Raw genomic sequence first — 25,494 nt, 5'->3', positions numbered from 1 at the left:
CCGCGCCCATTCGGGCGGCGGGGCCGTGCGAATTGGCCCCATTCACCCGGCGTCACCCGGATTGAAAGTTGCATTTGCGCATTTTTTCAGCCCTGATTACCATTGACCCCGCGCCCGCCGGGCGCACAGCCGACAGCAAGAGGACAATCGCCCCCGTGACCGATGAGACGACACCCGTTCTCGAAATCCGCAATCTGCACAAGGCCTTTGGCGATCTTGAGGTGATCAAGGGCGTGGACATCACCGCGCGCAAGGGCGATGTCGTCTCGCTCATCGGCTCCTCGGGGTCGGGCAAATCCACCATCCTGCGCTGCGCCAACCTGCTGGAGGACAGCCAGCAGGGCGAGATCATCTTCAAGGGCGAGCCGGTGAAATGGAGGGGCACGGGGCTGCACCGCCACCCCGCCGACTTCGGGCAGGTGCTGCGCATCCGCACCAACCTGTCGATGGTGTTCCAGCAGTTCAACCTCTGGTCCCACATGACCATCCTGCAAAACGTGATGGAGGCGCCGCTCACCGTCCTGCGCCGCCCGCGCGCGGAGGTCGAATCCGCCGCCCGCGCCTATCTCGACAAGGTGGGTATCGGCGAAAAACACGACGCCTACCCCGCGCAGCTGTCCGGCGGACAGCAGCAGCGTGCCGCCATCGCCCGCGCCCTCTGCATGGAGCCGGAGGCGCTTCTGTTCGACGAACCCACCTCCGCGCTCGATCCCGAGCTGGAACAGGAGGTGATCCGCGTGATCAAGGATCTCGCGGCCGAAGGCCGGACCATGCTCATCGTCACCCATGACATGAAGATGGCCGCCGACATATCGAGCCACACGGTGTTTCTGCACCAGGGGCTGATCGAGGAGGAAGGCGCGCCCAAGGATCTCTTCGGCGCGCCCAAATCGGAACGGTTGCGGCAATTTCTGAGCTCGACCGTCCAAGCATGACAATCAAACTGACAGGGAGCATACCCATGAGAAAACTGTTGCTATCCGCCGCCGCGCTGGCCGTGGCCGCCACGGCCTCTGCCGCCGATACCGTCCGCCTCGGCACCGAGGGCGCCTATCCCCCGTGGAACTTCATCAACGACGCCGGAGACATCGACGGCTTCGAAAAGGACCTCGGGGATGAACTGTGCCGCCGCGCCGAACTGGAGTGTACATGGGTCACCAACGACTGGGATTCGATCATCCCCAACCTGGTGTCCGGCAACTACGACGCGATCATCGCCGGCATGTCGATCACCGACGAGCGTGATCAGGTGATCGACTTTACCCAGAACTACACCCCGCCCGACCCGTCGGCCTATCTGGCCCTGTCGGACGGCGTGGACCTTGAGGGCGGCGTGATCGCCGCGCAGGCCAGCACGATTCAGGCAGGCTATGTGGCCGACTCCGGCGCCACGCTGGTGGAGTTCGCCACGCCCGAGGAAACCATCGCCGCCGTCCGCAACGGCGAGGCGGACGCGGTGCTCGCCGACAAATCCTACCTCGCGCCGCTGGCCGAGGAAGATCCCGACCTGATGTTCGTCGGTCCCGACGTGCCGCTTGGCGGGGGTGTCGGCATGGGGATTCGCGAATCCGATCCGGAGCTGCGTGAAACCTTCAACGCGGCGATCCAGTCGATGAAGGACGACGGCAGCCTCAATGAACTGATCCGGAAGTGGGAGGTGTCCTCCACCTTCTGATCACCGATGATCCCGGGGCCGGGCGCCCAAACCGCGCCCGGCCCGCCTTCCGACCTCCGGCATCACCCCGACGAGGCCCGCGATTTTCAGCTATTGCGCCAACCCCGAAATGCTGTTCGGCCTGAAATGGCTGTCATGCTACCTGACCACGGGCAAGCATATGGCCTTCTATGGCTCTTTCGGCACCGTGCTGCTTTTGCTGGCGATCACCGCGCCCACGGCGCTGCTGTTCGGCTTCGGCGGCGCGATGCTGGCGCGGGTGCGCTTCCTGCCCGCTTCGCTTCTGGGCAAGACCTATATCGCACTGGTGCGCGGCGTGCCCGACATCGCCTTCTTCCTCTTCTTCGTCATCGCGCTCGATCAGGCGCTGGAATGGCTCATGCACAAGGCGAAATGCCCCGAGTGGGATGAGCCAATCCGCCAGGGCAGCGATTTCATCGTCTGTCAGGCCGCCAAGGTGCCCCCCGGCAGCGCGCCGCAGTGGTTGCACGAAACCTATGGCTTTGCGTTGGCGGTGATCACCTTCGCCATCGTTTTCGGCGCCTTTGCCGCCAATGTGCTCTTCGGGGCCATGCGCGCCGTGCCGCACGATCAGCTTGAAACCGCCGCCGCCTACGGCATGACCCAACGGCAGACCTTCTGGCGCGTGCTGGTGCCGCAGATGTGGATCTACGCGTTGCCGGGGCTGTCGAACCTGTGGATGGTGCTGATCAAGGCCACGCCCCTGCTCTTTCTTCTGGGGGTCGAGGATATCGTCTACTGGGCACGCGATCTGGGCGGCGCGAAAACCCCGCGCTTCACCGACTACCCGCACGGCGACTGGCGGATGTGGTATTTCCTCGCGCTTCTGGTTTTCTACCTCGTGTTCACCCGGATATCCGAGATCGTGCTCGATCGCCTGATGCGCCGCCTGTCGGTCGGACAGGCCATCAGCGGCGGCGATGCGAAACGCAGGGCGGGCGCATGAGCTGCTGGGACATCATCGCCGACTACGGGCTGCGCTCGCTGGGGATCGGGGAACGGCTTCTGCCGCGCGACAACTTCACGCTCTGCCATCACTTCACGCTGATCGGCTCGGGGCTGTTGTGGAATATCTACTTCGGCACGCTGGCGCTGATCTCGGGGTTCTTTCTGGCCGTGGCCGTGGCGCTCGGCAAGGCATCGCGGAACATCGTGTTGCGCAAGCTGGCGGGATGGTTCGTCCTCGTGTTTCGCGGCTCCCCGCTCTTCATCCAGTTCTTCTTCGCCTATTTCCTGTTTCTCTCGCTCAAGGGCGTGCACCCCGTCTTCAGCCCCTTCACCTCGGCCTGGCTGGGGGCGCTGGTCGTGCTCTTTCTCAACACCGCCGCCTATTCGGCGGAAATCTTCTACGGCGCGTTGAGATCGATCCCCCGCGGCGATCTGGAGGCGGCGGACGCCTATGGCATGTCGGGCTGGCCGCGCTTTCGCCGCATCACCTATCCCACCATGCTGCGGCTGGCATGGCCCGCCTACACCAACGAGGCGATCTTCCTGTTTCACGCCACCACACTGGTGTTCTTCTCGGGCTTTCCCGCATGGCAGCAGAAGGGCGACTCGCTCTATTACGCCAGCTACCTTGCCGACAAGACCTTCAACCCCTTCATTCCCTATCCGGTGCTGGCGGGTTATTTTATCCTGCTCACGCTGGTGATCATCGCCATCTTCGGGGCGATCAATACCCGTCTCAACCGCCACCTGCCGCGCCCGATGCGCCCCCGCCTGCGCTTTCGCCCCAACCTGATCCGCTAACTGATCCGCTGAGACTTCAGACGACCACCGCTGCATCTTTTCGGGTCAAATACCTCGGGGTCCGGGGCAGAGCCCCGGGGCCTGCGCGGCCCGAGCGTAAACTCACATGAGCCCGCGCGCCCGCTTGAAGTCCCCCCGCACCGACGCGATACCGACAAAATACCGACGTTCCACCGACGTGCCGAAAATCCGTCCTTCCACCCGAAAGTTTTTTGATCAAATCAAGGTGACAACACCCCCGTCCGTCCTGTAAACCGATGCCCATAGTCAGGCTGGAGCGCCCTTCAATGGACCTTTCGCAATTCCCCACCTTCCGCGTGGCCGCCCTCGATCTCAACGGCCAGTGGCGCGGCAAGCGTGTCCCGGCCTCCTACGCCGAAAAGCTGGCCAAGGGCGCGGTGCGCCTGCCGCTCTCGGCGCTCAACGTGGACATCTGGGGCGCCGATATCGAGGATTCGCCGCTGGTATTCGAAAGCGGCGACGCCGATGGCATCCTGCTGCCGACCGAACGCGGCCCGGTGCCGATGCCCTGGCTGCCACATGCCTCCGCGCTGGTGCCGATGACCATGCGGACCGAGGGCGGCGCGCCCTTCGACGGCGATCCGCGCCATGCGCTCGCCCGCGTGCTGGATCGCTACGCCGCGCGCGGCTGGACGGTGATCGCCGCGACCGAGATGGAATTCACCCTCGTCGATGACAGCACCGGCGCACTCTGCCCGCCCCGGCACCCGCTCACCGGGCGCCCGCTCGACGGGCACGCGGTGCTCTCGCTCGATGAGCTGGACGCTTTTGATACCTTCTTCACCGCGCTCTACGACGCCTGCGCGGCAATGGGTATCCCCGCCCAGACCGCCATTTCCGAGGCCGGGCTGGGGCAATTCGAGGTCACGCTGACCCATCAGGACGCGATGCGCGCGGCCGACGACGCGGTGCTCTTCAAGACGCTGGTGCGCGGCCTCGCGCGGCAACACGGCATGGCCGCGACCTTCATGGCCAAGCCCTATCCGGACGATTCCGGCAACGGGATGCATGTGCATTTTTCCGTGCTGGACGACGGCGGGCGCAATGTTTTCGACGATGGCGGACCGAAGGGCAGCGAGACGCTGCACCACGCCATCGGCGGTTGCCTCGCCGCGATGCGGGCCTCCACCCTGATCTTCGCGCCGCATGGCAACAGCTACGACCGGATGGTGCCGGACGCCCATGCCCCCACCGCGATTTGCTGGGGCTACGAGAACCGCACCGCCGCCATCCGCGTGCCCGGCGGTCCGGCCCCCGCGCGGCGGATCGAACATCGCGTGGCGGGCGGTGACATCAACCCCTACCTGATGCTCGCCGCCGTGCTCGGCGCCGCGATGGAAGGGATCGAGGCGCAGACCGTCCCCCCCGCGCCGATCACCGGCAACGCCTACGAACAGGACGGGCCGCAGCTCGCCGGGGACTGGACCAGCGCGATCTCGCTGTTCGAAAACGACCCCCTGATCGCACGCATCTTTCCCGCCGGGCTGATCCGCAATATGGTCATGACCAAGCGGCAGGAAATGCGCCGGCTTGAGGCGATTCCCGCGACCGACCGCTGGCAAAGCTGGCTGGAGCGGGTCTGACCCCTTGCCGCCACGCGTGCCCTGCGTTACCCTCAATTTGATCAAATACGGTGACCCATGAAAATCGGTATCCTGCAAACCGGCCACGCCCCCGACAACCTCCGCCCCGACCTTGGCGATTACGACGACATGTTCCGGAAACTCCTGCATGATCAGGGGTTTACCTTTGAAACCTGGAACGTGGTGGACATGGAATTTCCCGGCGACGTGACGGACGCCGACGGCTGGCTGATTACCGGGTCCAAGCACGGCGCCTATGAGGATCACCCATGGATTGCTCCGCTGGAGGCGTTCATCCGCGATGCGATCGAGCACGCCGTGCCCGTCGTGGGCATCTGTTTCGGCCATCAGATCGTGGCGCAGGCGCTAGGCGGCAAGGTCGTGAAGTTTCCCGGTGGCTGGGCCGTGGGACGGCAGGACTATGACTTCGGCGGCGCGCATTTGCCGCTCAACGCCTGGCATCAGGATCAGGTCATCACCCCGCCCGAAGGCGCGCGCACCATCGCCTCCAACGACTTCTGCGCCCATGCCGCGCTGGTCTATGGGGATCGCGCCCTGACGATCCAGCCGCACCCCGAGTTCGGGCCCGATTTCATCGAAGGGCTGATCCACACCCGGGGCAAGGGTGTCGTGCCGCAAGAGCTTCTTGACAAGGCCGAAAGCACCCTCGACCAGCCGCTGGCCAGCGACATCATCGCCGATCAGATCGCCGATTTCCTACGCAAGGAGAGATCCGCATGACCGACTGGCTCGACACCATCCCCGAAGCCGCGCGCGCCTATCTCGAAGGCCGCCGTCTCGATGAAGTCGAATGCGTGATCGCGGACCTGCCGGGCATCGCGCGCGGCAAGGCGGTCCCGGCCTCGAAATTTGCCCGGCAGATGAAATTCTACCTGCCGGACTCGATCTTCTACCAGACAATCACCGGCGACTGGGGCGAGGCCGCGAACGAAGAGGGCTTCATCGAGCGCGACATGATCCTCAAGCCGGACATGACCACCGCCACCGCCGCGCCCTGGACCGGCGACTGGACGCTCCAGGTGATCCACGATGCCTATGACCGCAACGGCGATCCCGTTCCCTTCGCGCCGCGCAACGTGCTCAGGCGGGTGGTCGATCTCTACCGCGCGCAGGGCTGGGAGCCGGTCGTCGCGCCCGAGATGGAGTTCTTCCTCGTCGCGCGTAATATCGACCCGTCCAAACCGATCGAGCCGATGATGGGCCGTTCGGGCCGCCCCGCGGCGGCGCGGCAAGCCTATTCCATGACCGCTGTGGACGAATTCGGCCCTGTGATCGACGACATCTACGATTTTGCCGAGGCGCAGGGCTTCGAAATTGACGGCATCACCCAGGAAGGCGGCGCCGGGCAGCTTGAAATCAACCTGCGCCACGGCGATCCGGTGAAGCTCGCCGACGAGGTGTTCTACTTCAAGCGCCTGATCCGTGAGGCGGCGCTACGCCACGACTGCTTCGCCACCTTCATGGCCAAGCCGATCGCGGAAGAGCCGGGATCGGCCATGCATATCCACCATTCGATCATCGAGACCGAAACCGGCAACAACCTGTTTTCCGGACCGCAGGGCGGGGAAACGGATGCGTTCTACTATTTCATCGGCGGGCTGCAAAATCACCTGCCCTCGGCCATCGCGGTGTTGGCGCCCTATGTGAATTCCTACCGCCGCTATGTGCGGGACCACGCCGCGCCGATCAATCTCGAATGGGCCCGCGACAACCGCACCACCGGCATCCGCATTCCGATCTCGGGGTCGGAATCGCGGCGTGTGGAAAACCGTCTCGCCGGGATGGATTGCAACCCCTATCTCGGAATCGCCGCCTCGCTCGCCTGCGGCTATCTCGGACTGATGGAAAAGAAGCGCCCGTCCGAGCAGTACCGCGGCGACGCCTATGCCGGAGCAAGCGACATCCCCCAGGTCATGGGGCAGGCATTGGAGGTGTTCGACAAGGCGACCGATCTGCACGAGGTTCTCGGCCCCGAGTTCGCCCGTGTCTATTCGATCATCAAGCGCACGGAATACGAGGAGTTTCTCCAGGTCATCTCCCCGTGGGAGCGCGAACACCTGCTGATGAACGTATGAACCTGCTCTACGCCAACGACCGGGCCGGCCAATACCCGCAAAGCTGGTATGCCGCGAGTGCCGACATACCGCCGCCCCGCCTGCAGGCGCAGGGCGAGATTCGCGCCGATGTGTGCATCGTGGGGGCGGGCTACACCGGGCTGTCCGCCGCGCTGCATCTGGCCGAACTGGGCCATGACGTGGCGTTGGTGGAGGCGCACCGCGTCGGGTTCGGCGCCTCGGGCCGCAACGGCGGGCAACTCGGCTCCGGCCAGCGGATGGAACAGGACGGGCTGGAACGGCTCATGGGCCGCGACACCGCGCGCCACCTGTGGGATCTGGCCGAAGAGGCCAAGACGCTGGTCAAGGATTTGATCAAAAATCATGAAATCGACTGTCACCTGCGCCCCGGCATCGCCTGGACCGGCTCCACCCGATCGGACGTCGCACATCTGCACGCCTACGCCGAGAAGTTGCAGCGCGACTATGGCTATGATCAGCTTGAAACTCTGGATGAAGCGGCCTGCCGCGCCATCTGCCCCTCGCCCGACTATCGTGGCGGTGTGCTCGACATGGGCGCGGCACATCTGCACCCATTGCGCTATGCGCTGGGGCTGGCGCGGGCGGCCGAGGCGGCCGGCGCGCGGATCTACGAGAACAGCGCGGTGCAGGGCATCACCGAAGGTGGCAAGCCCGTCGTGATCACGGATCAGGGCCGGATCGAGGCCGATCACGTCATCCTCGCGGCCAATGGCTATCTCGGCGGGCTGAACCGCAAGGTGGCCGCGCACGTCATGCCGATCAACAATTTCGTCGCCGCGACGGAGCCTTTGGGCGATGAGGCCGCCCGCGTGCTGACCCGCGACATCGCCGTGGCCGATTCGCGCTTTGTCGTGAACTATTTCCGCCTCAGTCACGACAAGCGCCTGCTGTTCGGGGGGGGCGAAAGCTATGGCTATCGCTTTCCCGCCGACATCGCCGCCAAGGTGCGCGCGCCGATGAGCGTGATCTTCCCGCATCTGCGCGACGTGAAGATCGACTACGCCTGGGGCGGCACGCTCGGCATCACCATGCGGCGTATGCCCTACCTGGCGCGGCTGGCGCCCAATATCCTCTCGACCTCGGGCTATTCCGGCCACGGTGTCGGCACCGCGACCCACGCGGGCAAGCTCATGGCGCAGGCCATCGCCGGACACTCGCAGGGCTTCGACACGCTTGCCAGCGTGCCCTCCCCCGCCTTTCCGGGCGGCAGCACGCTGCGTTCGCCGCTGCTGGTACTGGCGATGACATGGTATTCACTGCGCGACCGCCTCGGCGTTTGACCAGGCGGGGCGCGCGTCCCGTGCGCGCAGTATGATTTGCGCTCGGGCCGCGCAGGCCCCGGGGCGCTGCCCCGGACCCCGAGGTATTTGACCCGAAAAGATGCAGGGCGAATCGGCCTTTCACGCAACACAGGCGCACTTCAGGCAGTTTTTCCACGCTTTCGTCTGGCCTTCGTCGCGCCGTTGTTTTACATTTTCCAAATCCAGAGTTAAGCAAAGTGAAAACTATGAGTTCGCAGCCCAACGTCTACGACGCCGAACCGATCCCACAGTCCGTGCGATCAGAGATCGACCGCCTTCTGCAATCGGGCGATCTTTTCCGCTACACCGCGCCGGACGACGCGCCCGTCTCATTGCTGGAGGCGGAGTTCGCCGAGATGATGGGCAGCAAATACGCGCTGGCCGTCTCCTCCTGTTCGGCGGCACTGTTCCTGTCGCTCAAGGCGCTTGGACTGCCGCGCGACGCGCGCGTTCTGCTGCCCGGGTTCACCTTTGCTGCGGTGCCCTCTTCGGTCGTGCATGCCGACTGCATCCCCGTGCTTTGCGAGGTTGGCGAGGATTACCGCGTCGACCTTGAGGATTTCGCCGCCCGGCTGGACGATGTTCAGGCGGTGATCATCAGCCATATGCGCGGTCACACCTCGGACATGGATGCGATCATGGCGCTTTGCGACGCGCGCGGCCTGCCCGTGATCGAGGATGCGGCGCATTCGCTCGGCACCACATGGCACGGGCGCAATATCGGCACCATCGGGCGCGTCGGCTGTTTTTCGTTTCAGTCCTACAAGCTGGTGAACGCCGGCGAAGGCGGCATCCTGATCACCGATGACGCGGATCTCGTGGCGCGCGCCATCATCATGTCCGGCGCCTATGAGCATAACTGGAAAAAGCATCCCGTGCTGCACGACGCTTTTGCGCGCTGGCAGAACCTCCTGCCGCTTTACAATCTGCGACTTTCGAACCTGTCGGCCGCTATCATCCGCGCGCAGTTGCCGGAAATCCCGCGCCGGGTGCGCGACGGGCGCGCCAATTACGATTATGTCGCACGCCGCCTGAACCAGAGTCCGTGGCTGTGCGTGCCTGCCAAGCTGCCCGCCGAAGAACGCGCGCCCGATTCCATCCAGTTCAACGTTGACGGCATGAGCGAGGATCAGGTCCGTGCCTTTGCCGAGGCCGCCGCCGCACGCGGGGTGAAGGTGCAGGTTTTCGGACAAAGCAGCGACAATGCACGCGCCTTCTGGAACTGGCGTTTTCTGGGAGATCAGCCGGATCTGCCGCGCACCCGCGCCATGCTGATGCGTGCCTGCGATGTGCGTCTGCCGGCACGGCTCAAGCGCTCCGATCTCGATTTCGTCGCCGATGCGCTCATGGCCGCGGCCGAGGACGTGATGGGACCGCTGCGCGCCTACGGCACCTGAGCGCAACCGGTCACTTCATGCGCGAGAGCTTCTCCTGAAGTTCGGCGAGCTGCTTCTTGATTTCGTCCAGATCCTCGCCCTCACCGGAGGTCTCTGTCGAGCCGCCCGTTTCGGGGGCCTTCCACTGGCCCAGGCCGCCGGTCATCGCCTTGAGGAACGCTTCCTGCTGCGCCTGCATCGCCTCCATGCCGGGAACCTTGCCCATCGGGGTCATGCTGTTCATGTTCTCCACCATCTTGGACTGCTGTTCGCGCAGCATATCGAAGCTGGCCGCCAAGAACTGCGGCACCACCGATGTCGCCTGCGTTGTATAGCTTCGCACCAGATCATTGAGCACGTTGACCGGCAAAACGCTCTCGCCCCGGCTTTCATGCTCGGCAATGATCTGCAGAAGGTATTGTCGGGTCAGGTCGTCGCCGGTCTTGAGGTCCACGATCTGCACCTCGCGCCCGTCGCGGATGAATCCCGCTATGTCTTCCAGTGTCACATAATCGCTGGTCTCGGTGTTATAGAGCCGACGGCTCGCATACCTCTTGATCAGCAATGGTTTGTCAGTGTCAGCCACAGGCTACTCCCCCATTTTGCAGCGTTGCAAAAAAGCCTATGCGAGCGCAGCACAAAAAGAAAGGGCGAGCCCGCAGGCTCGCCCTTCAACCAAGCACCCATGAGGGAGGAGGAGGTGCTAAGTAGTTCGTCCGCTTACTTGGTGGCGGAGGCTTTCTTGGCTGCCGTGCTCACCTCGTCGGTGGCTTTCTTCATGGCAGCGGTCGCATCCTCGGACGCGCTCTTGCCGGCCGACAGCATCAGTTCGACGGTTTCCATCTGAACCTTCTTGGCCACTTCGGCGTAGGCGGCCATGTTCTCGGCGGCCACTTCGGCTTGTGCCGACGCGAAATCGGTCATCGCCTTGGCATAGTCGGCAGGCTCGGTTTTCGCCTTGGACATGTCTGCCAGTTTGGACAGCGTGTTCTTGGTCCACTTCGAGGAAATTTCCGAGTTCTTCTCGGCCGCTTCCAGTGCAACACCGGCCAGCTTTTCATTGAGCGTCGCGGTGCTCTTGAAAGCGTTTTCCATGGCCGAGGTGTCGACCGGGAACGAGCCCATCATGTCTTTCAGGACGGTGTTGAAATCTTGTGCATTTGCCATTGTCTTGATCCTTTCGGGTTGTGCGGAGCGGGGGTCCGCTTCGTCGTTCTGAAACCAATATGTGTTCTGCATTGCGGCATTTCAAGAGATTTTTGCTGCACTGCAGCATTTTCTCATTTTCAGTTTCAAATCAACGGATTGCCTTGGTCTTCACGTAGGTGCCCGGGGCCTCGCAAAGCACCGGATGCTCCGAATCGCCCGGCTCGCGCGCCGGAACCTGCTTGCCAGAGCGCCGCGACAGCCATGCTTCCCAGTGCGGCCACCACGACCCCTGATGATACTCTGCCCCGTCAAGCCAGTCCGCCGGCGACAGCTTGTGATCGTCGTTGGTGTAGTGGCCGTATTTGTTCCTGGACGGCGGATTCACGATCCCCGCGATATGCCCCGACTCCGAAACCACAAAAGTCCGCGACCGGCTGCGGGTTTGCTGGAACCCGCGAAAGCAGTCCTTCCAACGGGCGATATGGTCGGTCTCGCAGGTGACGGCGAAGATCGGCACCGTCACATCCTTCAGGTGAAGCCGCGCGCCGCAAAGCTCTATCCCACCATCGGCAAAGCGGTTGTCCTGACACAGCCAGCGCAGGTATTCATGCGCCATCCGCCCCGGCAGGCCCGACCCGTCGCCGTTCCAATACAGAAGATCGAAGGCCGGCGGCGCCTCGCCCATCATGTAGCTCTTTATCGCGGGCCCATAGACAAGATCGTTGGAGCGCAGAAAGGAAAACGTCCGCTGCATGATGAAGGATCGCAGGATACCCTCCTCCTCGATCTCCTCGTCAATCGCGTCGATGAAATCGTCTTGAAGGAAAGGCGTGAATTCGCCCTGATCGGAAAAATCCGTCAGCGCGGTAAAGAACGTGGCCGATTTGACCGATTTGTCGCCCCGCGCCTTCATCAGCGCCAGCGTCATGCTCAGCGTGGTGCCCGCGATGCAATAGCCCACGGCGTTGACCTGGCTTTGCCCGGTGATCGCCTTCACCTCTTCGATCGCGCGCAGAAACCCGTCCTCGATGTAGTCGTCCAGACCGACATCGGCGTAGGATCGGTCGGGGTTGACCCAGCTCACCACGAAGACGGTGTAGCCTTGCTCCACGATCCACTTGATCATGCTGTTCTGCGGCTTGAGATCGAGGATGTAATACTTGTTGATCCAGGGCGGCAGGATCACGAGCGGGATCTCATGCACGTTTTCCGTCGTCGGGCTGTACTGGATCAGTTCGAACATGCGATTGCGGTAGACAACCTTTCCCGGCGTGGTGGCAATATTGCCCCCCACCTCGAAGGCGCTCTCATCGGCCAACCGCACCACCAGTTCCCCATCATTGGCCTCCAGATCCGCGATCAGGTTCTCCAGCCCCTGAACCAGTGACGCCCCATCCGTCTCCAGCGCCTTTTCAAGCGCATCCGGGTTGGTGCCCAGAAAATTGGTCGGTGCCATCATGTCGATGATCTGGCGCGAAAAATACGCCAACCGCCGTTGCTCGGTCTCATCCAGCCCCTCGATATCCTTCACCGCCTGTTCCATCGCCTCGGCATTGAGCAGATACTGCTGCTTGAGAAAGTTGAAATAGGGGTGCGTCTGCCACAGGGGATTGGAAAAACGCCGATCGCTTGGCGTGTCATCTTCCGGCGGCTCGAACTTGCCCTGCATGAGAAGATGCTGCGCCTCGACGTAATGGCGCACGGATTTTGACCAGAATTCAAGCTGATGCTCAATCAACTTGCCGGGATTGTTCATCATCCCGGACATATAGGCGCCTGCGCCCATGGCAAACAGCTCGTGGTTCGGCGCGGTCAGCTCGGACCGAACAGGCTTACGCTGCGTCATCACCTCCACCAACCGCTTGGAAAGCTGTTCAACCTTGGCCAGATTCTCGTTCAAACGGTCCAAATTCGCTTCTGCGTCCTTGTCGTTTGTTGTCATATTCAAAATCCCGCCCTATCTTGCTGCTGTGCAGCATTAATGCTATAAGCCCTCAACATCACGGGCATCATGCAACCCCGGCGGATATCCGGGCAGCGAAAGAGAGGCCCATCCATGCGCCAAATGGCCACATATGATCTGATGGAGACGTTCCGCAACACGAACCAGTGGTTGGGGGCCTCCGCTCAGTCCTTTGCATCCTACCCGCTTTTTTCCATGCTTCCAAACCCTGCGCTGCAATGGTGGGCCGCCTGGGGCGAAGTGACGGAACGCACCTTCAAGCGCATGGTGTGCAAGCCCGACTGGGGCATCCGTACCTTCACATGCGAAGATGGCAAGGATCATCTCGTCAATATCGAAACCGTTGTGGAAAAGCCCTTCGGCAACCTCCTGCATTTCAACGTCTCCGGCCGCGAGGAACAGCCGCGGCGCGTTCTTCTGGTGGCGCCGATGTCCGGCCACTATGCCACGTTGCTGCGCGCCACGGTGAAATCCCTGATCGTGAACTGCGAAGTTTACGTGACAGACTGGCACAATGCGCGTGACATTCCCGTGTCCGAGGGAAAATTCGATGTGGAGGATTATACCCTCTACCTTGTCGATTTCATGCGCGAGATGGGCCCCGACACCCATGTGATCGCCGTGTGCCAGCCCGCGCCGCTGGCGCTCGCCGCGACGGCCTATCTGGCCGAGGATGACCCCAAGGCGCAGCCTCGCTCTCTCACGCTCATCGGCGGGCCGATCGACCCCGACGCCACCCCCACCGATGTGACCGACTTCGGCCGCCGCGTGACCATGGGTCAGCTCGAGGAAATGATGATTCAGCGCGTCGGGTTCAAACACAAGGGCGTGGGCCGCATGGTCTATCCCGGCCTGTTGCAGCTGGCCTCTTTCATTTCGATGAACGGCGAGCGTCACTCGCAGGCGTTCACCGATCAGATCATGCGCGTCTCCAAGGATGAGGCGAGCGACAATGACGCCCACAACCGATTCTATGACGAGTATCTCTCGGTCATGGACATGACGGCGGAGTTCTACCTCTCCACGGTGGAGCGGATCTTCAAGGACCGTGAAATCGCGCGCAACGCCTTTACCGTGAACGGGCGCAAGGTGGACATCGGAAAGATCACCAAGGTCGCGGTGAAAACCGTCGAAGGTGAAAAGGATGACATCTCCGCCCCCGGTCAGTGTATCGCGGCACTCGATCTTCTGACCGGCCTGCCCGACTCCAAGAAGGCCAGCCATCTCGAACCCGGTGCCGGCCACTACGGCATCTTCGCGGGTAGAAGCTGGCGCAACAATATCCGTCCGCTCGTGCTCGATTTCATCGATGCCAACAGCGGCGCGATCAAACCCGCCAACAGCAACGTCGCCTGACGGACTCCCCCGGTCGCTCGCGCGCCCGGGGGCATTCACCCAATCTCAACACAGGTTGACAAAACCTTTCCGAACGCCGCGTTTACGGCGCGAATTCGTCCGTCCATACCGACGCGATACCGACAAAATACCGACGTTTTACCGACATGGGTTTTACCGCATTAACAGGGGCTTGAGGCGATTCGCTCAAGTGTCCTTCGAATCGTCCTTTCGCCCTTTCCACCAGCGCCGAACGATCCGCCAGAGCGGCAACACATCCGGCGCCGCCACCGCCACGCCAAGCGGCAGCATCCAGAAGCCGACAACAGGCAGAAATCCCAGCACACCGCCAATCATCAACAGCAACCCGACTAGTAGCCGCACGCCCGGCGGAAGGGCTCTCCAGCTCCAGCGCCGCGCCTGCCGTGCCCGCGCCCAGAACGCCCGGCCCCAGCCCTTCTTCCGGCGGTTGCGGCGTTCTTCGGGGGACTCACTCATCGGAATATCATTGCAGGACATAGGGTTGCGACATCCAAAGACGCAGCGCCGTGTTGATCTCTCCGGGTGTTTCCAGCACCGGAAGATGCCCCGCCTCCTCGATGATCTGAAGCTGCGCATGGGGGATGAGTCCGGCCATGAACTCATGCCGTTTCACCGGCGTGAGCCGATCATGCGCCCCGCACAACACCAGCGCCGGAGCCTTGATCCGGCGCAGCGTGCCTTGCTGATCGGGCCGTCGCTGCAAGGCGCGCACTTGTCTTATCAGAACCTCGGCCCCCAGATCTCGCGCCATCTCCTGCACCAGCCCCAGGATCTGCGATCGCCCCGGTCCCGGCGCAAGGAACTCGGGGCGCATGAAATCCGCCATGACCCGCTCGATCTGCCCCGACTTGGCCCCGACTATCAATGGCTCATAGGCGGCCGCGCTCTGCGGCGTTTCCGGCAGTGCATTGGTATCTATCAGCGCAATCCGCGTCACCCGCTCCGGGGCGCGTCGGATCACCTCCATCGCGACGATTCCTCCCATGCTCAATCCTGCAAGCGCGAACCGCTCCGGGGCTTGTTGAAGAACCTGAATCGCCATATCCTCCACCCGGTCCTGACCTGTGACCGGCACGACCATCACCGCGAAATCGCGCGATAAATCAGCGATTTGTGCAGCATACAGCCGCGCATCGCACATCATTCCCGGCACCAGCACCAGTGGTTCACTCATCTCGTGTCCTCACACTATCGCGGCACACGGCGCCGCCCGCGCGCAGTCTCGCACAGGCTCGGCGCCCGTCAAGCGCCCCATCTCAACCTTCACTTCATGTTTTTGCCCTATGCCCTTGAGTTCGAACCAAAGCTGGCAAGGTCAGAATTTCCCGGTACCGCGCCTCCACCTCTGCGCATGTTTCTTTCGGCGTAACCTCAGGCGCCGGAAGCAAGCACCAACACCGAAAAGATCGAATATAGACAATTCACAGGTCGTATAAGACCTCTTCGAGGCTGCTTTCGATCAGTTTTAGACAATCTTCATCAGAGAAACGATGGTCTTTTCCACGCACAAACGTGAGCCGCATGTCCGGGCTCTGTGCGTGATCAAGCAGGTGCAGCGCCGTCTCCCGGCTCACGGCGGTGTCCTCTGTGCCCTGCAACATCCGCACCGGGAAATCCAGCACGAGAGGCGAGCGCAGCACCAGCCGCTCCCGCCCGTCCTCGATCATGCGGCGGGTGATGATAAAAGGCTCCATGTAGTCGGACGGCAGTTCCACCAAGCCTTCCTCCTCCAACTCACGCTTTTGCGCGGCGGTGAAATTTGCCCAGTATCCGTCTTCGGTGAAATCCGGCGCGGCGGCAATCGTGACCATTCCGGCGATCCGTTCGGGTATCGCCCGCGCCAGCAGAAGCGCCTGCCAGCCGCCCATGGAAGAGCCGACAACGATCAACGGCCCCTCGGTCAGCGCGGCCACCACAGCGAGCGCATCCTCATGCCAGTCACCAATACAACCCTCTGAAAACTCACCTGAACTTTCGCCGTGCCCGGAATAGTCAAAGCGCAGAAAAGCCTGCCCCCGCGCCTGCGCCCAAGCTTCCAGATGCACCGCCTTTGTGCCTTCCATGTCCGATTTCAGTCCGCTCAGAAACACCACGCAAGGCCCCTTGCCCGCGCTTTTGTGATAGGCGATCTGCCGCCCCTGATCGGTGGTCAGGAATTTCGTCTCGCGCATGTCATCCCCCTCTTGCGACCGTTCGCTCCCACACTACCGCGCCGCCCACGCGGGGCAACCGCCGACTTGACAGCCGCGCGGACGCGGGCGAAAAGGCGCATGTATCATATACCCGCAACCGGGCGTTCCGTGGGCGCCAAACTGACGAGGAGCATCGGGCCATGTCCCAGATTTCCCTGACTTTCCCTGATGGTAATGCACGCTCATACAACCCTGGCGTGACCCCCGCCGAGGTGGCGGAGTCGATCTCCAAGTCGCTGGCGAAAAAGGCCATATCGGCCACAGTGAATGGCCGGCACTGGGATCTTCAATGGCCGATTGATGCCGATTCCACCATCAACATCAATACGATGCAGGACGATACTCAAGCACTGGAGCTGATCCGTCACGATCTTGCGCACATCATGGCCCGCGCCGTGCAGGAGATCTGGCCCGAGGTGCGTGTGACCATCGGTCCGGTGATCGAAAAGGGCTGGTATTACGACTTCGATCGCAAAGAACCGTTCACTCCCGAGGATCTCGGCGCGATCGAAGCGAAGATGAAAGAGATCATCAATCGCCGCGACCCCGTCACGACGGAGATCTGGGAACGCGATCGCGCAATCGCATATTATCAAGCGAACAACGAGCCTTACAAGGTGGAGCTCATCAACGCGATCCCCGGCGATGAGCCGCTGCGGATGTATTGGCATGGCCACTGGCAGGATCTCTGCCGCGGCCCGCATCTTCAGCACACCGGACAGGTGCCCGCCGATGCCTTCAAGCTGATGAGCGTCGCCGGCGCCTACTGGCGCGGCGATTCCACCCGCCCGATGCTGCAACGCATCTATGGTGTGGCCTTCAAGAATCGCAACGATCTCAAGGCCTACCTGACCTTTCTTGAAGAGGCCGAGAAGCGCGACCACCGCAAACTCGGTCGCGAAATGGACCTCTTCCACATGCAGGAGGAAGCCCCGGGCCAGGTCTTCTGGCACCCCAACGGCTGGTCGATCTACACCACGCTTCAGGACTACATGCGCCGCAAGCAGCGCGCAGGCGGCTATCACGAGATCAACACGCCGCAGGTGGTCGACCGCAAGCTGTGGGAGGCTTCGGGCCACTGGGACAAGTATCAGCACCACATGTTCATCGTCGAGGTGGACGAAAGCCGCGACGGCGAGAATGACGACGCCGCCATCAAGGACAAGGCCCAGACCCGGATCAACGCGCTGAAACCGATGAACTGCCCCTGCCACGTGCAGGTCTTCAACCAGGGGCTCAAGAGCTACCGCGACCTGCCGCTGCGGCTGGCCGAATTCGGCTCCTGCGCGCGGTTCGAGCCCTCGGGCGCGCTGCACGGCATCATGCGGGTGCGCGGCTTCACCCAGGACGACGCGCATATCTTCTGCACCGAGGACCAGATTCAGGAGGAATGCGCCCGCTTCATTGACTTCCTCGCCGACATCTACCGCGAGCTGGGTTTCCCCGACTTCGAAATTCGCTTTGCCACGCGCCCCGAAAAGCGCGTCGGCACCGAGGAAAGCTGGGATTATGTTGAAAACGCGCTGGAAAACGCCATTAAGGCGGTGGGCCGCGACTATGTGCTTGAGCCGGGCGACGGCGCCTTCTACGGGCCAAAACTCGATTTCTACCTGACCGACGCCATCGGCCGGGTCTGGCAATGCGGCACCTTCCAGGTCGACCCCAACCTGCCCGAACGGCTCGGCGCGAGCTATATCGCGCCCAACGGCGAAAAGACCCGCCCCTTCATGCTGCACCGCGCATGCCTTGGCAGTTTCGAACGCTTCATCGGCATCCTGATCGAGGAACACGCCGGCAAGCTGCCCTTCTGGCTGGCGCCGCGTCAGGTGGTTGTCGCCTCCATCGTTTCGGACGCCGACGACTATGTGCATGAGGTCGTGGCTGCCCTGCGCGCCAAGGGGGTCCAAGCGGAGGCCGACATCCGCAACGAGAAAATCAACTACAAGGTCCGCGAACATTCCGTGGGCAAGGTGCCGGTCATCCTCGCCTGCGGCATGAAGGAGGTCGAGGACCGCAGCGTCTCGCTCCGCCGTCTGGGGGAAAAGCAGACCCGCGTGCAAACGCTGGAGGAGACGGTCGCGGCACTCGCCGCAGAGGCGACGCCGCCCGACCTAGCCTGATCCCGGCACGGCTCCGCACTTCAAAGGCCCCCGGTCGCGCGGGGGCTTTTTCTGCTCACAACGGGGTCGCCGAAGCACCGCGCCCCTACGCGCATCTGTAACAGGTTGGGCCCGGTCGATTGTTACAACCTCTGCTCAGCGGCCGCCCACCGGGACTGATCCCCGACATCACACGACGACCCTGCCGCTTCTACAAGCCACTGTTATAAAACCGGATTTCGCTGCGAAATGCGAAGTTTCGGCGCGTGACCACTTGGCTCCACACTCTTGGACTCCTGTGTTTCCGGACGACGCGCGCCCGCACGTTGCCTCACATATCCTGACGAGAGCGTGACGCACGTCTCCGTGATTGGATTGTGTCATCTTGCCACGCCTACGCTCTTCCCATGCCACCCGTTGCGGGTGGTTGGAGTTCAACGCAGACAAGGGAAGAGACACCATGCAGACAAAGATGAAGACTCTGGCCGTCGCGGCCTCCGTCGCAACGGCACTTGGCGCCTATGGCACCGGCGCCGCCGCCGAGGAGAAAGAGAAGTGTTACGGCGTCGCGCTGGCCGGTGAGAATGACTGCGCCGCCGGTCCCGGCACGACCTGCGCGGGCACATCCAAAGTCGACTATCAGGGCAACGCCTGGACACTGGTGGACGAAGGCACCTGCACCGAGATCGACCTGCCCGAAATGGCCGACGGAACCGAGCGTCAGGGTTCGCTGGAGCCGTTGGAGCGTGACTTGCCGTCCTGATCCTGACGCAGCGTCCGGCCCCCCTTGCGGCGGCCGGGCGTAACCCGCGACACGCAACACGGCAAAGGATGACATCGCCCCATGTTCGACCGCGTCCAGATTCCCGAGCGCCTGCCGCATTGCCCCGGCGTGGGATATAAATCCCAGCATTTCAATGACCTGACCGAAGATCCGGGCACCGTGGGCTGGCTCGAAATCCACGCCGAGAATTACATGGGGGCAGGCGGGCGCCCGCTGGCGCAGCTTCGCCACCTCTCGGAACGCTTTCCTTTCTCGGTGCACGGGGTCGGCCTGTCCATCGGCGCAGAGGGGCCGCTCGATCCCGACCACCTCGCGCGGGTGAAGCGCCTGTGTGATTGGCTCGATCCGGCTGTTTTCTCCGAGCATCTGGCATGGTCAACGCATGGCGGGGCGTTTTTCAACGACCTGCTGCCCCTGCCCTACACCAATGCCACCCTCACCCGAATCGCATCTCATATCGACCAGGTGCAGGACGTGCTGGGACGTCAGATGATGCTGGAGAATCCCTCAAGCTATCTCGCCTTCGATGAGAGCACGTGGCAGGAGCCCGACTTCCTGCGCGAACTGGCGCGGCGCACGGGCTGCGCTCTTCTGCTCGATGTGAACAACGTTTTCGTCTCCGCCACCAACCTCGGCTATGACCCGCGCGCCTATATTGACGCCTATCCGCTTGACCTTGTGGGCGAAATTCACCTTGGCGGCCATGACGAGGATCACGACGATCACGGCGCGCCGCTGCTGATCGACAGCCACGGGCGCGAGGTGGCCGATCCGGTCTGGACGTTGTTCGACTACACACTGTCCCGCTGCGGCCCACGCCCGGTTCTGATCGAATGGGACAACGACGTGCCAGACTGGCCCATCCTGCGCGCAGAGGCGGACAGGGCGGCCACCGCGCTGGGGGCGCTGGCGGCATGAGCGTGGATCAAGGCAGCTTCCGCGCGGCCCTGCTCGACCCCGAGCGGCCCGTGCCGGGCGGGCTCCGCGACGGGGCGGGCCGCCCCGCCGGACGCCGCTTTGCCGTCTATCGCAACAATGTGGCCGTCTCTCTGACCGACGCGCTGGAGACAGGCTTTCCCGTGGTGGCGCGGCTGCTCGGCCCGACGAATTTCAGGTCCGTGGCCGGGGCCTACCTGCGGCAGTACCCGCCGCGCTCGCCCATGATGATGACCTATGGCGCCGATTTTCCAGGCTTCCTGCAAGGGTTCGAGCCGCTCGCGCATCTCGGTTATCTCAGTGATGTCGCCGCGCTGGAATACGCCCTGCGCGAAAGCTACCACGCCGCCGATGCAGGCCCCATCGCCCCCGATGCGCTGGCCGCTATCCCGTCCGACGCGCTGGCCGAAACCCGCCTGACACTCGCTCCCGCGTTGCGCCTTTTGCGCTCACGCTGGCCGGTGCATGACATCTGGGCCTACAACACCTACAAGGACCGGCCCAAGCCCCGCACCGTGGCGCAGGATGTGCTTGTCACCCGGCCCGACTATGACCCGGCGCCCCACCTCCTGCCGCCCGGCGGGGCGGCGTTCATCGACGCATTGCAATCGGGCCGACCCCTGGGCGCTGCGGTCGAGGCAGCCACACAGGCGCAGGCCGATTTCGACCCGGCCCCGGTTCTCACCCTGCTCCTGACGGAGCGGGCCATCGTATCCCTCTCCTGAGCGCGGAAGACAACTATGATCCCCCTGATTTCACTCTATGATTCCCTCACCTTGAAGCTCGAGCGCGCGGGCTCCCTGATGCCGCTTCTAGCGCGGTTTCTCTTTGCCGCGGTGCTGCTGCTCTATTTCTGGCAATCGGCCATGACCAAACTGGGCGACGGGATCTTCGGCATCCTGCACCCCTCCACCGGCGCCTATGCGCAGATATTCCCCCGCGCGTTCGAGGCGGTCGGTTACGACAGCTCTCAGCTTTCGGTATTTCACTGGGCGGTCACCGTCGCGGGCACCTGGGCAGAGTTCATCCTGCCGCTGCTGATCGTTCTGGGGCTGCTCACCCGTCTGGCCGCGCTCGGCATGATCGGCTTCGTCGTGGTCCAGAGCGCAACCGACATCGTGGGTCACGGGGCCGACCCCGCGACCATTGGCGCATGGTTCGATGGAACCGCCGACGCCGCGATCATGGATCAGCGCGCCTTCTGGATCTTTGCGCTGCTGGTGCTGGTGATCCGCGGTGCGGGGGCGTTTTCCCTCGATCGGCTACTGCTCAGAAATGGGCCTTGGGCTCGTCCGGTTTACCCGCCGCAAGCGCGAGAATCCCGCCCAGTGCGGCAAACGCGATCGGGAACATCGTGAAGGCGTTGAAGCCAAAAGCGACATACATGCCCGCCGCCGACAACAACAAAAGGATACCGCCCCAAAGCGCCCGCACCTTCGCCATGGCACCCCCGGCAATCGCCAGCATCGGCGCCAGAAGCGAACCGGCCCGCACCAGATCGACATTCTCCACCTGCCGGGCCAGATCGCCGATCTCGCCATAGCGGTCGATGAACTCGGTATATCCCCAGCCGAAGAATCCGACGATCATGCCGACGATCCCGGCGATAATTCCCAACGTGAGCGCCGCATTGCGCATGTCCTGCCCTCCTTTGCCTTCGTGCCCCACATAAGGGCACGCGCGCCGCTATCCAAGCGCCGCCTGCACCTCATCGTCCCAGCCAAGCCACATCTCATCGTCGCGCACGATCAGCGGGCGTTTCATCAGCGCCGGGTAATCGCGTAAAAGCTCCAGCGCCGGGCGCGCACGCTCCGCCTCGCTCAGCCCGCGCCATGTCGCTGACCGCGAATTAAGCAATGCGCCCCCGAATTGATCATGGGCCCGCGACAGAACATGCTCGGGCACGCCCTCGGCGCGGACATCGACAAACTCCACATCACCCAGCCTTTTCAAGGCGTTGCGGCAGGTATCACAGGTTTTCAATCCGTAAAGATGCATACCATCCCCCCTCTTGGCGGTGTCTTTCTAGCGCCCGCCGTCCTGAATGTCTCTGCGGTTTTGCTTGTATTTCACAAAACCCGTGTAATCATTCTTCCGTGACCCCCGTCCGCCACTCAGCGGCGGACAAGACAGACGACAACAAGGAGATACGGCATGCCCACCGGCACCGTAAAATGGTTCAACACCACCAAGGGCTTCGGCTTCATTGCCCCCGACGACGGCGGCAAGGACGTGTTCGTTCATATATCCGCGGTCGAACGGTCCGGCATGACCGGCCTCGCGGACAACCAGAAGGTCGGCTTTGAGCTGGCAGAGGGCCAGGACGGCCGCCAGATGGCCGACAATCTCAAGGCTATCTGAGGGCTGGCCCGGACAGGGGCGCTCGCAGGCCCCTGTCCCGCATCAGCGGCTTAGCAGCCCTTTTGACCCGGCGGGCAGTTATAGGCCCGGCGTACACGATAGCCATGCCCGTGTGCCTTGACCTTTTGATAGGTCACGGACTGATTCGGCGCACCGCAGCTTATCGCACCGCCCGATGTGACCGGCTGCAATCCGCCCGGGCAGTAGTTGGCCCGCGCCGCATAGGACCAGACCGGCACATCGACCTGACTTTTCTGGGCATGGTATTGTTTTGAGCCGCCCGCACTCACGGGCAGGGCAGCGATTGAAAGCGCCGCGGCAACAGACAGAATCCTGAGCATCTCATCCAATCCTTCTGACAAAAGGAAGTTTCCAATACCCGCAGCCTAAGCCTTGCGCGGGATTAGTCAATTTCCAACAGCCCCAACGCAAACCCGATGAGTGCGGCGCTTATCGCGCGGCGCCCTCGCTCCCGGCGGTGTCGGGATCGAACCCCGCCTCGCGCATGAGCGCGTCGGACCGCCCTTCGATCTCGCGCTCCAACCGTGTCAACAGGTCCCTTTGCGGCAGGCCCGGCGGGATCGGGTCGAGAAACTCCACCACCGCCAGCCCAGGTTTGCGGTAAATGCCTGTGCGCGGCCAGAACACCCCCACATTGGTGGCCGCCGGCACCACCGTCTGCCCTGTCTCGCGGTAAAGCACCGAAATCCCGACCTTGTAGGGAATATGCGCCCCCGGCGCCACGCGCGTGCCCTGCGGATAGATGATGAGCTGCCCGGCCGGCGCGGTTCCGTCGAGCACCCCGCGCTGCATCTGGCGAATCGCCTCGGCCCGCCGGCCCCGGTCCACCGCCACGCACCCCAACCGCAGCGCATACCACCCCAGGATCGGCGCATAGCGCAGCGAACTTTTCATGATGAACTTCGGCTTCGGCACCGCGCTCACGATCAGGATGATGTCAAAAAAGCTCTGATGCTTGGCCGCGATCAGCACCTCTTCGGTCGGCGGGGTGCCCCGCACCTCGGATCTCAACCCCACCATCCAGCGCGCGGTCCAGCGCACCCAGCGGCAATAGCTGTGCACCGCCCGATAGACCCACGCCCGGCTGAAGATCGCAAGCGGCGTGAAAACCAGCGCCAGAACCGCCATCGCTGCATACATCTGCACCACGAAGATCAATGAGACCAGCCACCGCAGCGCATATCGCATCACGCCAGCTCCCGCAGCCTGCGCCGCGCCGCGATCCGTGTCGCGCCATAGGCGACGCCCGCCGCCAGAACCGGGATCAGCAGCGGCAAAAGCCATCCGGCCCCGGCAAACCCCAGCCCGGTAAGGAACCCGCCCGTCTCTTGCGCCTCGGGCAGTGCCAGCATTGCCAGCATGCCAAGCCCCGCACCAGCCCCCGCGCCGAACAGCGCCCGCAGCGTGAAGCGCCGCACGAAGGCCCGCGCGATATAATGGTCCGTCGCCCCCACCAGCCGCAGCACTGCGATAACCTGCGCATTGGCCGCCAGCGCCGCGTGGGCGGCCAGCGTGATCATCACCCCCATCGTCCCCGCGATGAGGCCGATCGACAGCCACCCCAGAAGCCGCAGCCGCCCCGCCGCCGCCTCCAGCGGACGCCGCCAGCGCGTGTGATCGTCCAGCACCGCCCCCGGCACCTCCGCCGAGAGCCGCAGCCGAAGCCCGGACGCGTCATAGCCCTCCTCGGTCTCAACAATCTCTATGAGTTGCGGCACCGGCAGGCTTTCCAGTGGCAGATCGGGGCCGAACCACGGCTCCAGAAGCGCCCGCTGCTCGGCCTTGTCCAAAGCGCGCGCGCTGGCGATACCCGGTGTCGTCTCCAGCACCCGAAGCGCCGCCGCCGTCTGCTCGGCCATCTGCTCTGACGGCGCCGAGATCCGCAGGGTGGAGCTATGCGCCAGCTCCGCGCCCCAGCGTTCGGCCAGCCGCCCCGCCGCCAGCGACAGCGCCATTGCGAAGACCGCCAGAAACGCCATCGCGGCGGCGGCAAACAACGTCAGTTGCGCGGTAAATCCGCTTGGCGGCACAACCCGGTCGGCCTGCGCGTCGCCGACCAGAAACGTCCGCAATGACGCGCGCAGGCTCACAGATCCGCCCCCGCCAATTGCAGCCGCCGGTTCGCGATCCGAAGCACCCGCGCCTGAACGTGGTGCTTCGCGGTGCGGATCAGGTTGAGGTCATGCGTTGCGATCATGATAGTCTTGCCCATCCGGTTCAGTTCGACCAGAAGCTGCAACAGGCGCTGCGACATCTCCCAGTCCACGTTGCCCGTGGGCTCATCGGCCAGCACCACGTCCGGCGACATGATCACCGCCCGCGCCAGCGCCGCGCGTTGCCGCTCCCCGCCCGAAAGCTCGGGCGGCAGCGCCCCGGCCCGCTCGCCAAGCCCGACCCAGCCCATCAGCTCCTTGAGGTTGGCCACCTGCTCCAGCGTGTCCTGCCCCGACACTGTCAGCGGCAGCGCCACATTGTCCGCCACCGGCAGATGATCAAGGAACTGACAGTCCTGATGCACAACGCCGATCCGCCGCCGCGTGATCGCCAGCGCATCACGGTCCATCTCGCGCACATCCTGCCCGAACAGCCGTGCCTGCCCGCTCGTGGGTTTGAGTGCGCCGTAACACAGCTTGAGAAACGTGGTCTTGCCCGCGCCCGATGGCCCGGTCAGAAAATGGAAAGAGCCGGGCGTCAGCCGCAAGGAAATCTCGCTAAGCAACTCGCCGCCGCCATAGCTGTAGGCCATGTTGTCGAATTCGATCACGTCAC

The 25,494-nt window shown here is 63.4% G+C and carries 28 protein-coding genes; 16 read left to right on the top strand and 12 right to left on the bottom strand.

Annotated features, from left to right (window positions below):
- Nucleotides 1-155 precede the first annotated feature (155 nt).
- From BMW66_RS08690 to BMW66_RS08650, 9 genes are all read left to right on the top strand, one after another.
- The gene (locus BMW66_RS08690; protein ID WP_093117655.1) at nucleotides 156-935 is read left to right on the top strand and encodes an ABC transporter ATP-binding protein; all 780 of its coding nucleotides are present in this window, start codon (nucleotides 156-158) and stop codon (nucleotides 933-935) included.
- 26 nt (nucleotides 936-961) lie between these two features.
- Entirely contained in the window at nucleotides 962-1,675 is a 714-nt protein-coding gene (locus tag BMW66_RS08685; protein WP_093117514.1) for a transporter substrate-binding domain-containing protein, read from the top strand.
- 109 nt (nucleotides 1,676-1,784) lie between these two features.
- Complete coding sequence (locus BMW66_RS08680; protein ID WP_425441316.1) at nucleotides 1,785-2,642, top strand: ABC transporter permease; 858 nt, start codon at nucleotides 1,785-1,787, stop codon at nucleotides 2,640-2,642.
- Nucleotides 2,639-3,445, top strand: a complete 807-nt coding sequence (locus BMW66_RS08675; protein ID WP_093117510.1) for an ABC transporter permease — start codon at nucleotides 2,639-2,641, stop codon at nucleotides 3,443-3,445. Before BMW66_RS08680 ends, BMW66_RS08675 begins: the two co-directional genes overlap by 4 nt.
- A 287-nt stretch (nucleotides 3,446-3,732) precedes the next feature.
- Entirely contained in the window at nucleotides 3,733-5,049 is a 1,317-nt protein-coding gene (locus BMW66_RS08670; RefSeq protein ID WP_093117508.1) for a glutamine synthetase family protein, read from the top strand.
- Nucleotides 5,050-5,106: 57 nt separating this feature from the next.
- Entirely contained in the window at nucleotides 5,107-5,790 is a 684-nt protein-coding gene (locus BMW66_RS08665) for a type 1 glutamine amidotransferase (protein WP_093117506.1), read from the top strand.
- A complete protein-coding gene (locus tag BMW66_RS08660; RefSeq protein WP_093117504.1) occupies nucleotides 5,787-7,145 on the top strand; it encodes a glutamine synthetase family protein in 1,359 nt (452 codons plus the stop codon). Before BMW66_RS08665 ends, BMW66_RS08660 begins: the two co-directional genes overlap by 4 nt.
- Complete coding sequence (locus BMW66_RS08655; protein ID WP_093117502.1) at nucleotides 7,142-8,446, top strand: NAD(P)/FAD-dependent oxidoreductase; 1,305 nt, start codon at nucleotides 7,142-7,144, stop codon at nucleotides 8,444-8,446. Before BMW66_RS08660 ends, BMW66_RS08655 begins: the two co-directional genes overlap by 4 nt.
- A 227-nt stretch (nucleotides 8,447-8,673) precedes the next feature.
- The gene (locus BMW66_RS08650) at nucleotides 8,674-9,864 is read left to right on the top strand and encodes a DegT/DnrJ/EryC1/StrS family aminotransferase (protein WP_093117500.1); all 1,191 of its coding nucleotides are present in this window, start codon (nucleotides 8,674-8,676) and stop codon (nucleotides 9,862-9,864) included.
- A 10-nt stretch (nucleotides 9,865-9,874) separates the two neighbouring features.
- Here BMW66_RS08650 and phaR read toward each other — a convergent pair whose 3' ends face one another.
- The 3 genes from phaR to BMW66_RS08635 all read right to left on the bottom strand — a co-directional run bounded on the left by phaR (nucleotide 9,875) and on the right by BMW66_RS08635 (nucleotide 12,934).
- Nucleotides 9,875-10,429: a polyhydroxyalkanoate synthesis repressor PhaR gene (gene phaR / locus BMW66_RS08645; protein WP_093117498.1), complete on the bottom strand. Its 555-nt coding sequence runs from the start codon at nucleotides 10,427-10,429 to the stop codon at nucleotides 9,875-9,877.
- A 134-nt stretch (nucleotides 10,430-10,563) separates the two neighbouring features.
- Nucleotides 10,564-11,010 (bottom strand): phasin family protein, encoded by a 447-nt coding sequence (locus BMW66_RS08640; protein WP_093117496.1) that lies wholly within the window; start codon nucleotides 11,008-11,010, stop codon nucleotides 10,564-10,566.
- A gap of 130 nt (nucleotides 11,011-11,140) precedes the next feature.
- Nucleotides 11,141-12,934, bottom strand: coding sequence for a PHA/PHB synthase family protein (locus tag BMW66_RS08635; RefSeq protein ID WP_093117494.1), 1,794 nt, complete (start codon nucleotides 12,932-12,934; stop codon nucleotides 11,141-11,143).
- Nucleotides 12,935-13,048: 114 nt separating this feature from the next.
- On the opposite strand from BMW66_RS08635, the gene phaZ reads away from it, so the two are divergent.
- On the top strand, nucleotides 13,049-14,311 hold the full coding sequence (gene phaZ / locus BMW66_RS08630) for a polyhydroxyalkanoate depolymerase (RefSeq protein WP_093117492.1): 1,263 nt from the start codon (nucleotides 13,049-13,051) through the stop codon (nucleotides 14,309-14,311).
- A gap of 186 nt (nucleotides 14,312-14,497) precedes the next feature.
- On the opposite strand, the gene BMW66_RS08625 is transcribed toward phaZ, so the two are convergent.
- The 3 genes from BMW66_RS08625 to BMW66_RS08615 form a co-directional block, all read right to left on the bottom strand.
- The gene (locus tag BMW66_RS08625; RefSeq protein WP_093117490.1) at nucleotides 14,498-14,788 is read right to left on the bottom strand and encodes a hypothetical protein; all 291 of its coding nucleotides are present in this window, start codon (nucleotides 14,786-14,788) and stop codon (nucleotides 14,498-14,500) included.
- Nucleotides 14,789-14,795: 7 nt separating this feature from the next.
- A complete protein-coding gene (locus tag BMW66_RS08620) occupies nucleotides 14,796-15,506 on the bottom strand; it encodes an alpha/beta fold hydrolase (protein ID WP_093117488.1) in 711 nt (236 codons plus the stop codon).
- A 247-nt stretch (nucleotides 15,507-15,753) separates the two neighbouring features.
- The gene (locus tag BMW66_RS08615) at nucleotides 15,754-16,503 is read right to left on the bottom strand and encodes an alpha/beta fold hydrolase (protein ID WP_093117486.1); all 750 of its coding nucleotides are present in this window, start codon (nucleotides 16,501-16,503) and stop codon (nucleotides 15,754-15,756) included.
- Between the two features lie 161 nt (nucleotides 16,504-16,664).
- On the opposite strand from BMW66_RS08615, the gene thrS reads away from it, so the two are divergent.
- The 5 genes from thrS (at nucleotide 16,665) to BMW66_RS08590 (ending at nucleotide 21,701) form a co-directional block, all read left to right on the top strand.
- A complete protein-coding gene (gene thrS, locus BMW66_RS08610) occupies nucleotides 16,665-18,644 on the top strand; it encodes a threonine--tRNA ligase (RefSeq protein ID WP_093117484.1) in 1,980 nt (659 codons plus the stop codon).
- 439 nt (nucleotides 18,645-19,083) lie between these two features.
- A complete protein-coding gene (locus tag BMW66_RS08605; RefSeq protein ID WP_093117482.1) occupies nucleotides 19,084-19,386 on the top strand; it encodes a BufA1 family periplasmic bufferin-type metallophore in 303 nt (100 codons plus the stop codon).
- Between the two features lie 81 nt (nucleotides 19,387-19,467).
- On the top strand, nucleotides 19,468-20,325 hold the full coding sequence (bufB, locus tag BMW66_RS08600) for an MNIO family bufferin maturase (protein ID WP_093117480.1): 858 nt from the start codon (nucleotides 19,468-19,470) through the stop codon (nucleotides 20,323-20,325).
- Complete coding sequence (locus BMW66_RS08595; protein WP_093117478.1) at nucleotides 20,322-21,068, top strand: HvfC/BufC N-terminal domain-containing protein; 747 nt, start codon at nucleotides 20,322-20,324, stop codon at nucleotides 21,066-21,068. The genes bufB and BMW66_RS08595 overlap by 4 nt, the downstream gene beginning before the upstream one ends.
- 15 nt (nucleotides 21,069-21,083) lie before the next feature.
- Nucleotides 21,084-21,701, top strand: a complete 618-nt coding sequence (locus tag BMW66_RS08590) for a DoxX family protein (RefSeq protein ID WP_093117476.1) — start codon at nucleotides 21,084-21,086, stop codon at nucleotides 21,699-21,701.
- Here the strand turns inward: BMW66_RS08590 and BMW66_RS08585 are convergent.
- A complete protein-coding gene (locus BMW66_RS08585; RefSeq protein WP_093117474.1) occupies nucleotides 21,613-21,981 on the bottom strand; it encodes a hypothetical protein in 369 nt (122 codons plus the stop codon). The genes BMW66_RS08590 and BMW66_RS08585 overlap by 89 nt on opposite strands.
- 48 nt (nucleotides 21,982-22,029) lie before the next feature.
- Nucleotides 22,030-22,341, bottom strand: coding sequence for an ArsC/Spx/MgsR family protein (locus BMW66_RS08580; protein ID WP_093117472.1), 312 nt, complete (start codon nucleotides 22,339-22,341; stop codon nucleotides 22,030-22,032).
- A gap of 156 nt (nucleotides 22,342-22,497) precedes the next feature.
- On the opposite strand from BMW66_RS08580, the gene BMW66_RS08575 reads away from it, so the two are divergent.
- Entirely contained in the window at nucleotides 22,498-22,704 is a 207-nt protein-coding gene (locus BMW66_RS08575) for a cold-shock protein (RefSeq protein ID WP_093117470.1), read from the top strand.
- 50 nt (nucleotides 22,705-22,754) lie between these two features.
- Here the strand turns inward: BMW66_RS08575 and BMW66_RS08570 are convergent, their stop codons facing one another.
- From BMW66_RS08570 to BMW66_RS08555, 4 genes are all read right to left on the bottom strand, one after another.
- A complete protein-coding gene (locus BMW66_RS08570; RefSeq protein WP_093117468.1) occupies nucleotides 22,755-23,045 on the bottom strand; it encodes a hypothetical protein in 291 nt (96 codons plus the stop codon).
- 109 nt (nucleotides 23,046-23,154) lie between these two features.
- Entirely contained in the window at nucleotides 23,155-23,913 is a 759-nt protein-coding gene (locus tag BMW66_RS08565; RefSeq protein ID WP_093117466.1) for a lysophospholipid acyltransferase family protein, read from the bottom strand.
- Nucleotides 23,913-24,815: a cell division protein FtsX gene (locus BMW66_RS08560; protein WP_093117464.1), complete on the bottom strand. Its 903-nt coding sequence runs from the start codon at nucleotides 24,813-24,815 to the stop codon at nucleotides 23,913-23,915. Before BMW66_RS08560 ends, BMW66_RS08565 begins: the two co-directional genes overlap by 1 nt.
- Nucleotides 24,812-25,489: a cell division ATP-binding protein FtsE gene (locus tag BMW66_RS08555; protein ID WP_093117463.1), complete on the bottom strand. Its 678-nt coding sequence runs from the start codon at nucleotides 25,487-25,489 to the stop codon at nucleotides 24,812-24,814. Before BMW66_RS08555 ends, BMW66_RS08560 begins: the two co-directional genes overlap by 4 nt.
- Nucleotides 25,490-25,494 lie beyond the last annotated feature (5 nt).

It is taken from the genome of Salinihabitans flavidus (genome assembly GCF_900110425.1).
In the GTDB taxonomy this organism is placed as follows: domain Bacteria; phylum Pseudomonadota; class Alphaproteobacteria; order Rhodobacterales; family Rhodobacteraceae; genus Salinihabitans; species Salinihabitans flavidus.
The sequence above is the reverse complement of the archived record's forward strand: the minus strand, read 5'-3'. Positions and strand labels throughout refer to the sequence as shown.

Coding starts and splice junctions, on each gene's coding strand:
- BMW66_RS08685 (WP_093117514.1), top strand. CDS start 962: ATGAGAAAACTGTTGCTATCCGCCGCCGCGCTGGCCGTGGCCGCCACG.
- BMW66_RS08680 (WP_425441316.1), top strand. CDS start 1,785: ATGCTGTTCGGCCTGAAATGGCTGTCATGCTACCTGACCACGGGCAAG.
- BMW66_RS08675 (WP_093117510.1), top strand. CDS start 2,639: ATGAGCTGCTGGGACATCATCGCCGACTACGGGCTGCGCTCGCTGGGG.
- BMW66_RS08670 (WP_093117508.1), top strand. CDS start 3,733: ATGGACCTTTCGCAATTCCCCACCTTCCGCGTGGCCGCCCTCGATCTC.
- BMW66_RS08665 (WP_093117506.1), top strand. CDS start 5,107: ATGAAAATCGGTATCCTGCAAACCGGCCACGCCCCCGACAACCTCCGC.
- BMW66_RS08660 (WP_093117504.1), top strand. CDS start 5,787: ATGACCGACTGGCTCGACACCATCCCCGAAGCCGCGCGCGCCTATCTC.
- BMW66_RS08655 (WP_093117502.1), top strand. CDS start 7,142: ATGAACCTGCTCTACGCCAACGACCGGGCCGGCCAATACCCGCAAAGC.
- BMW66_RS08650 (WP_093117500.1), top strand. CDS start 8,674: ATGAGTTCGCAGCCCAACGTCTACGACGCCGAACCGATCCCACAGTCC.
- BMW66_RS08640 (WP_093117496.1), bottom strand. CDS start 11,010: ATGGCAAATGCACAAGATTTCAACACCGTCCTGAAAGACATGATGGGC.
- BMW66_RS08635 (WP_093117494.1), bottom strand. CDS start 12,934: ATGACAACAAACGACAAGGACGCAGAAGCGAATTTGGACCGTTTGAAC.
- phaZ (WP_093117492.1), top strand. CDS start 13,049: ATGCGCCAAATGGCCACATATGATCTGATGGAGACGTTCCGCAACACG.
- BMW66_RS08625 (WP_093117490.1), bottom strand. CDS start 14,788: ATGAGTGAGTCCCCCGAAGAACGCCGCAACCGCCGGAAGAAGGGCTGG.
- BMW66_RS08620 (WP_093117488.1), bottom strand. CDS start 15,506: ATGAGTGAACCACTGGTGCTGGTGCCGGGAATGATGTGCGATGCGCGG.
- BMW66_RS08615 (WP_093117486.1), bottom strand. CDS start 16,503: ATGCGCGAGACGAAATTCCTGACCACCGATCAGGGGCGGCAGATCGCC.
- thrS (WP_093117484.1), top strand. CDS start 16,665: ATGTCCCAGATTTCCCTGACTTTCCCTGATGGTAATGCACGCTCATAC.
- BMW66_RS08605 (WP_093117482.1), top strand. CDS start 19,084: ATGCAGACAAAGATGAAGACTCTGGCCGTCGCGGCCTCCGTCGCAACG.
- bufB (WP_093117480.1), top strand. CDS start 19,468: ATGTTCGACCGCGTCCAGATTCCCGAGCGCCTGCCGCATTGCCCCGGC.
- BMW66_RS08595 (WP_093117478.1), top strand. CDS start 20,322: ATGAGCGTGGATCAAGGCAGCTTCCGCGCGGCCCTGCTCGACCCCGAG.
- BMW66_RS08590 (WP_093117476.1), top strand. CDS start 21,084: ATGATCCCCCTGATTTCACTCTATGATTCCCTCACCTTGAAGCTCGAG.
- BMW66_RS08585 (WP_093117474.1), bottom strand. CDS start 21,981: ATGCGCAATGCGGCGCTCACGTTGGGAATTATCGCCGGGATCGTCGGC.
- BMW66_RS08580 (WP_093117472.1), bottom strand. CDS start 22,341: ATGCATCTTTACGGATTGAAAACCTGTGATACCTGCCGCAACGCCTTG.
- BMW66_RS08575 (WP_093117470.1), top strand. CDS start 22,498: ATGCCCACCGGCACCGTAAAATGGTTCAACACCACCAAGGGCTTCGGC.
- BMW66_RS08570 (WP_093117468.1), bottom strand. CDS start 23,045: ATGCTCAGGATTCTGTCTGTTGCCGCGGCGCTTTCAATCGCTGCCCTG.
- BMW66_RS08565 (WP_093117466.1), bottom strand. CDS start 23,913: ATGCGATATGCGCTGCGGTGGCTGGTCTCATTGATCTTCGTGGTGCAG.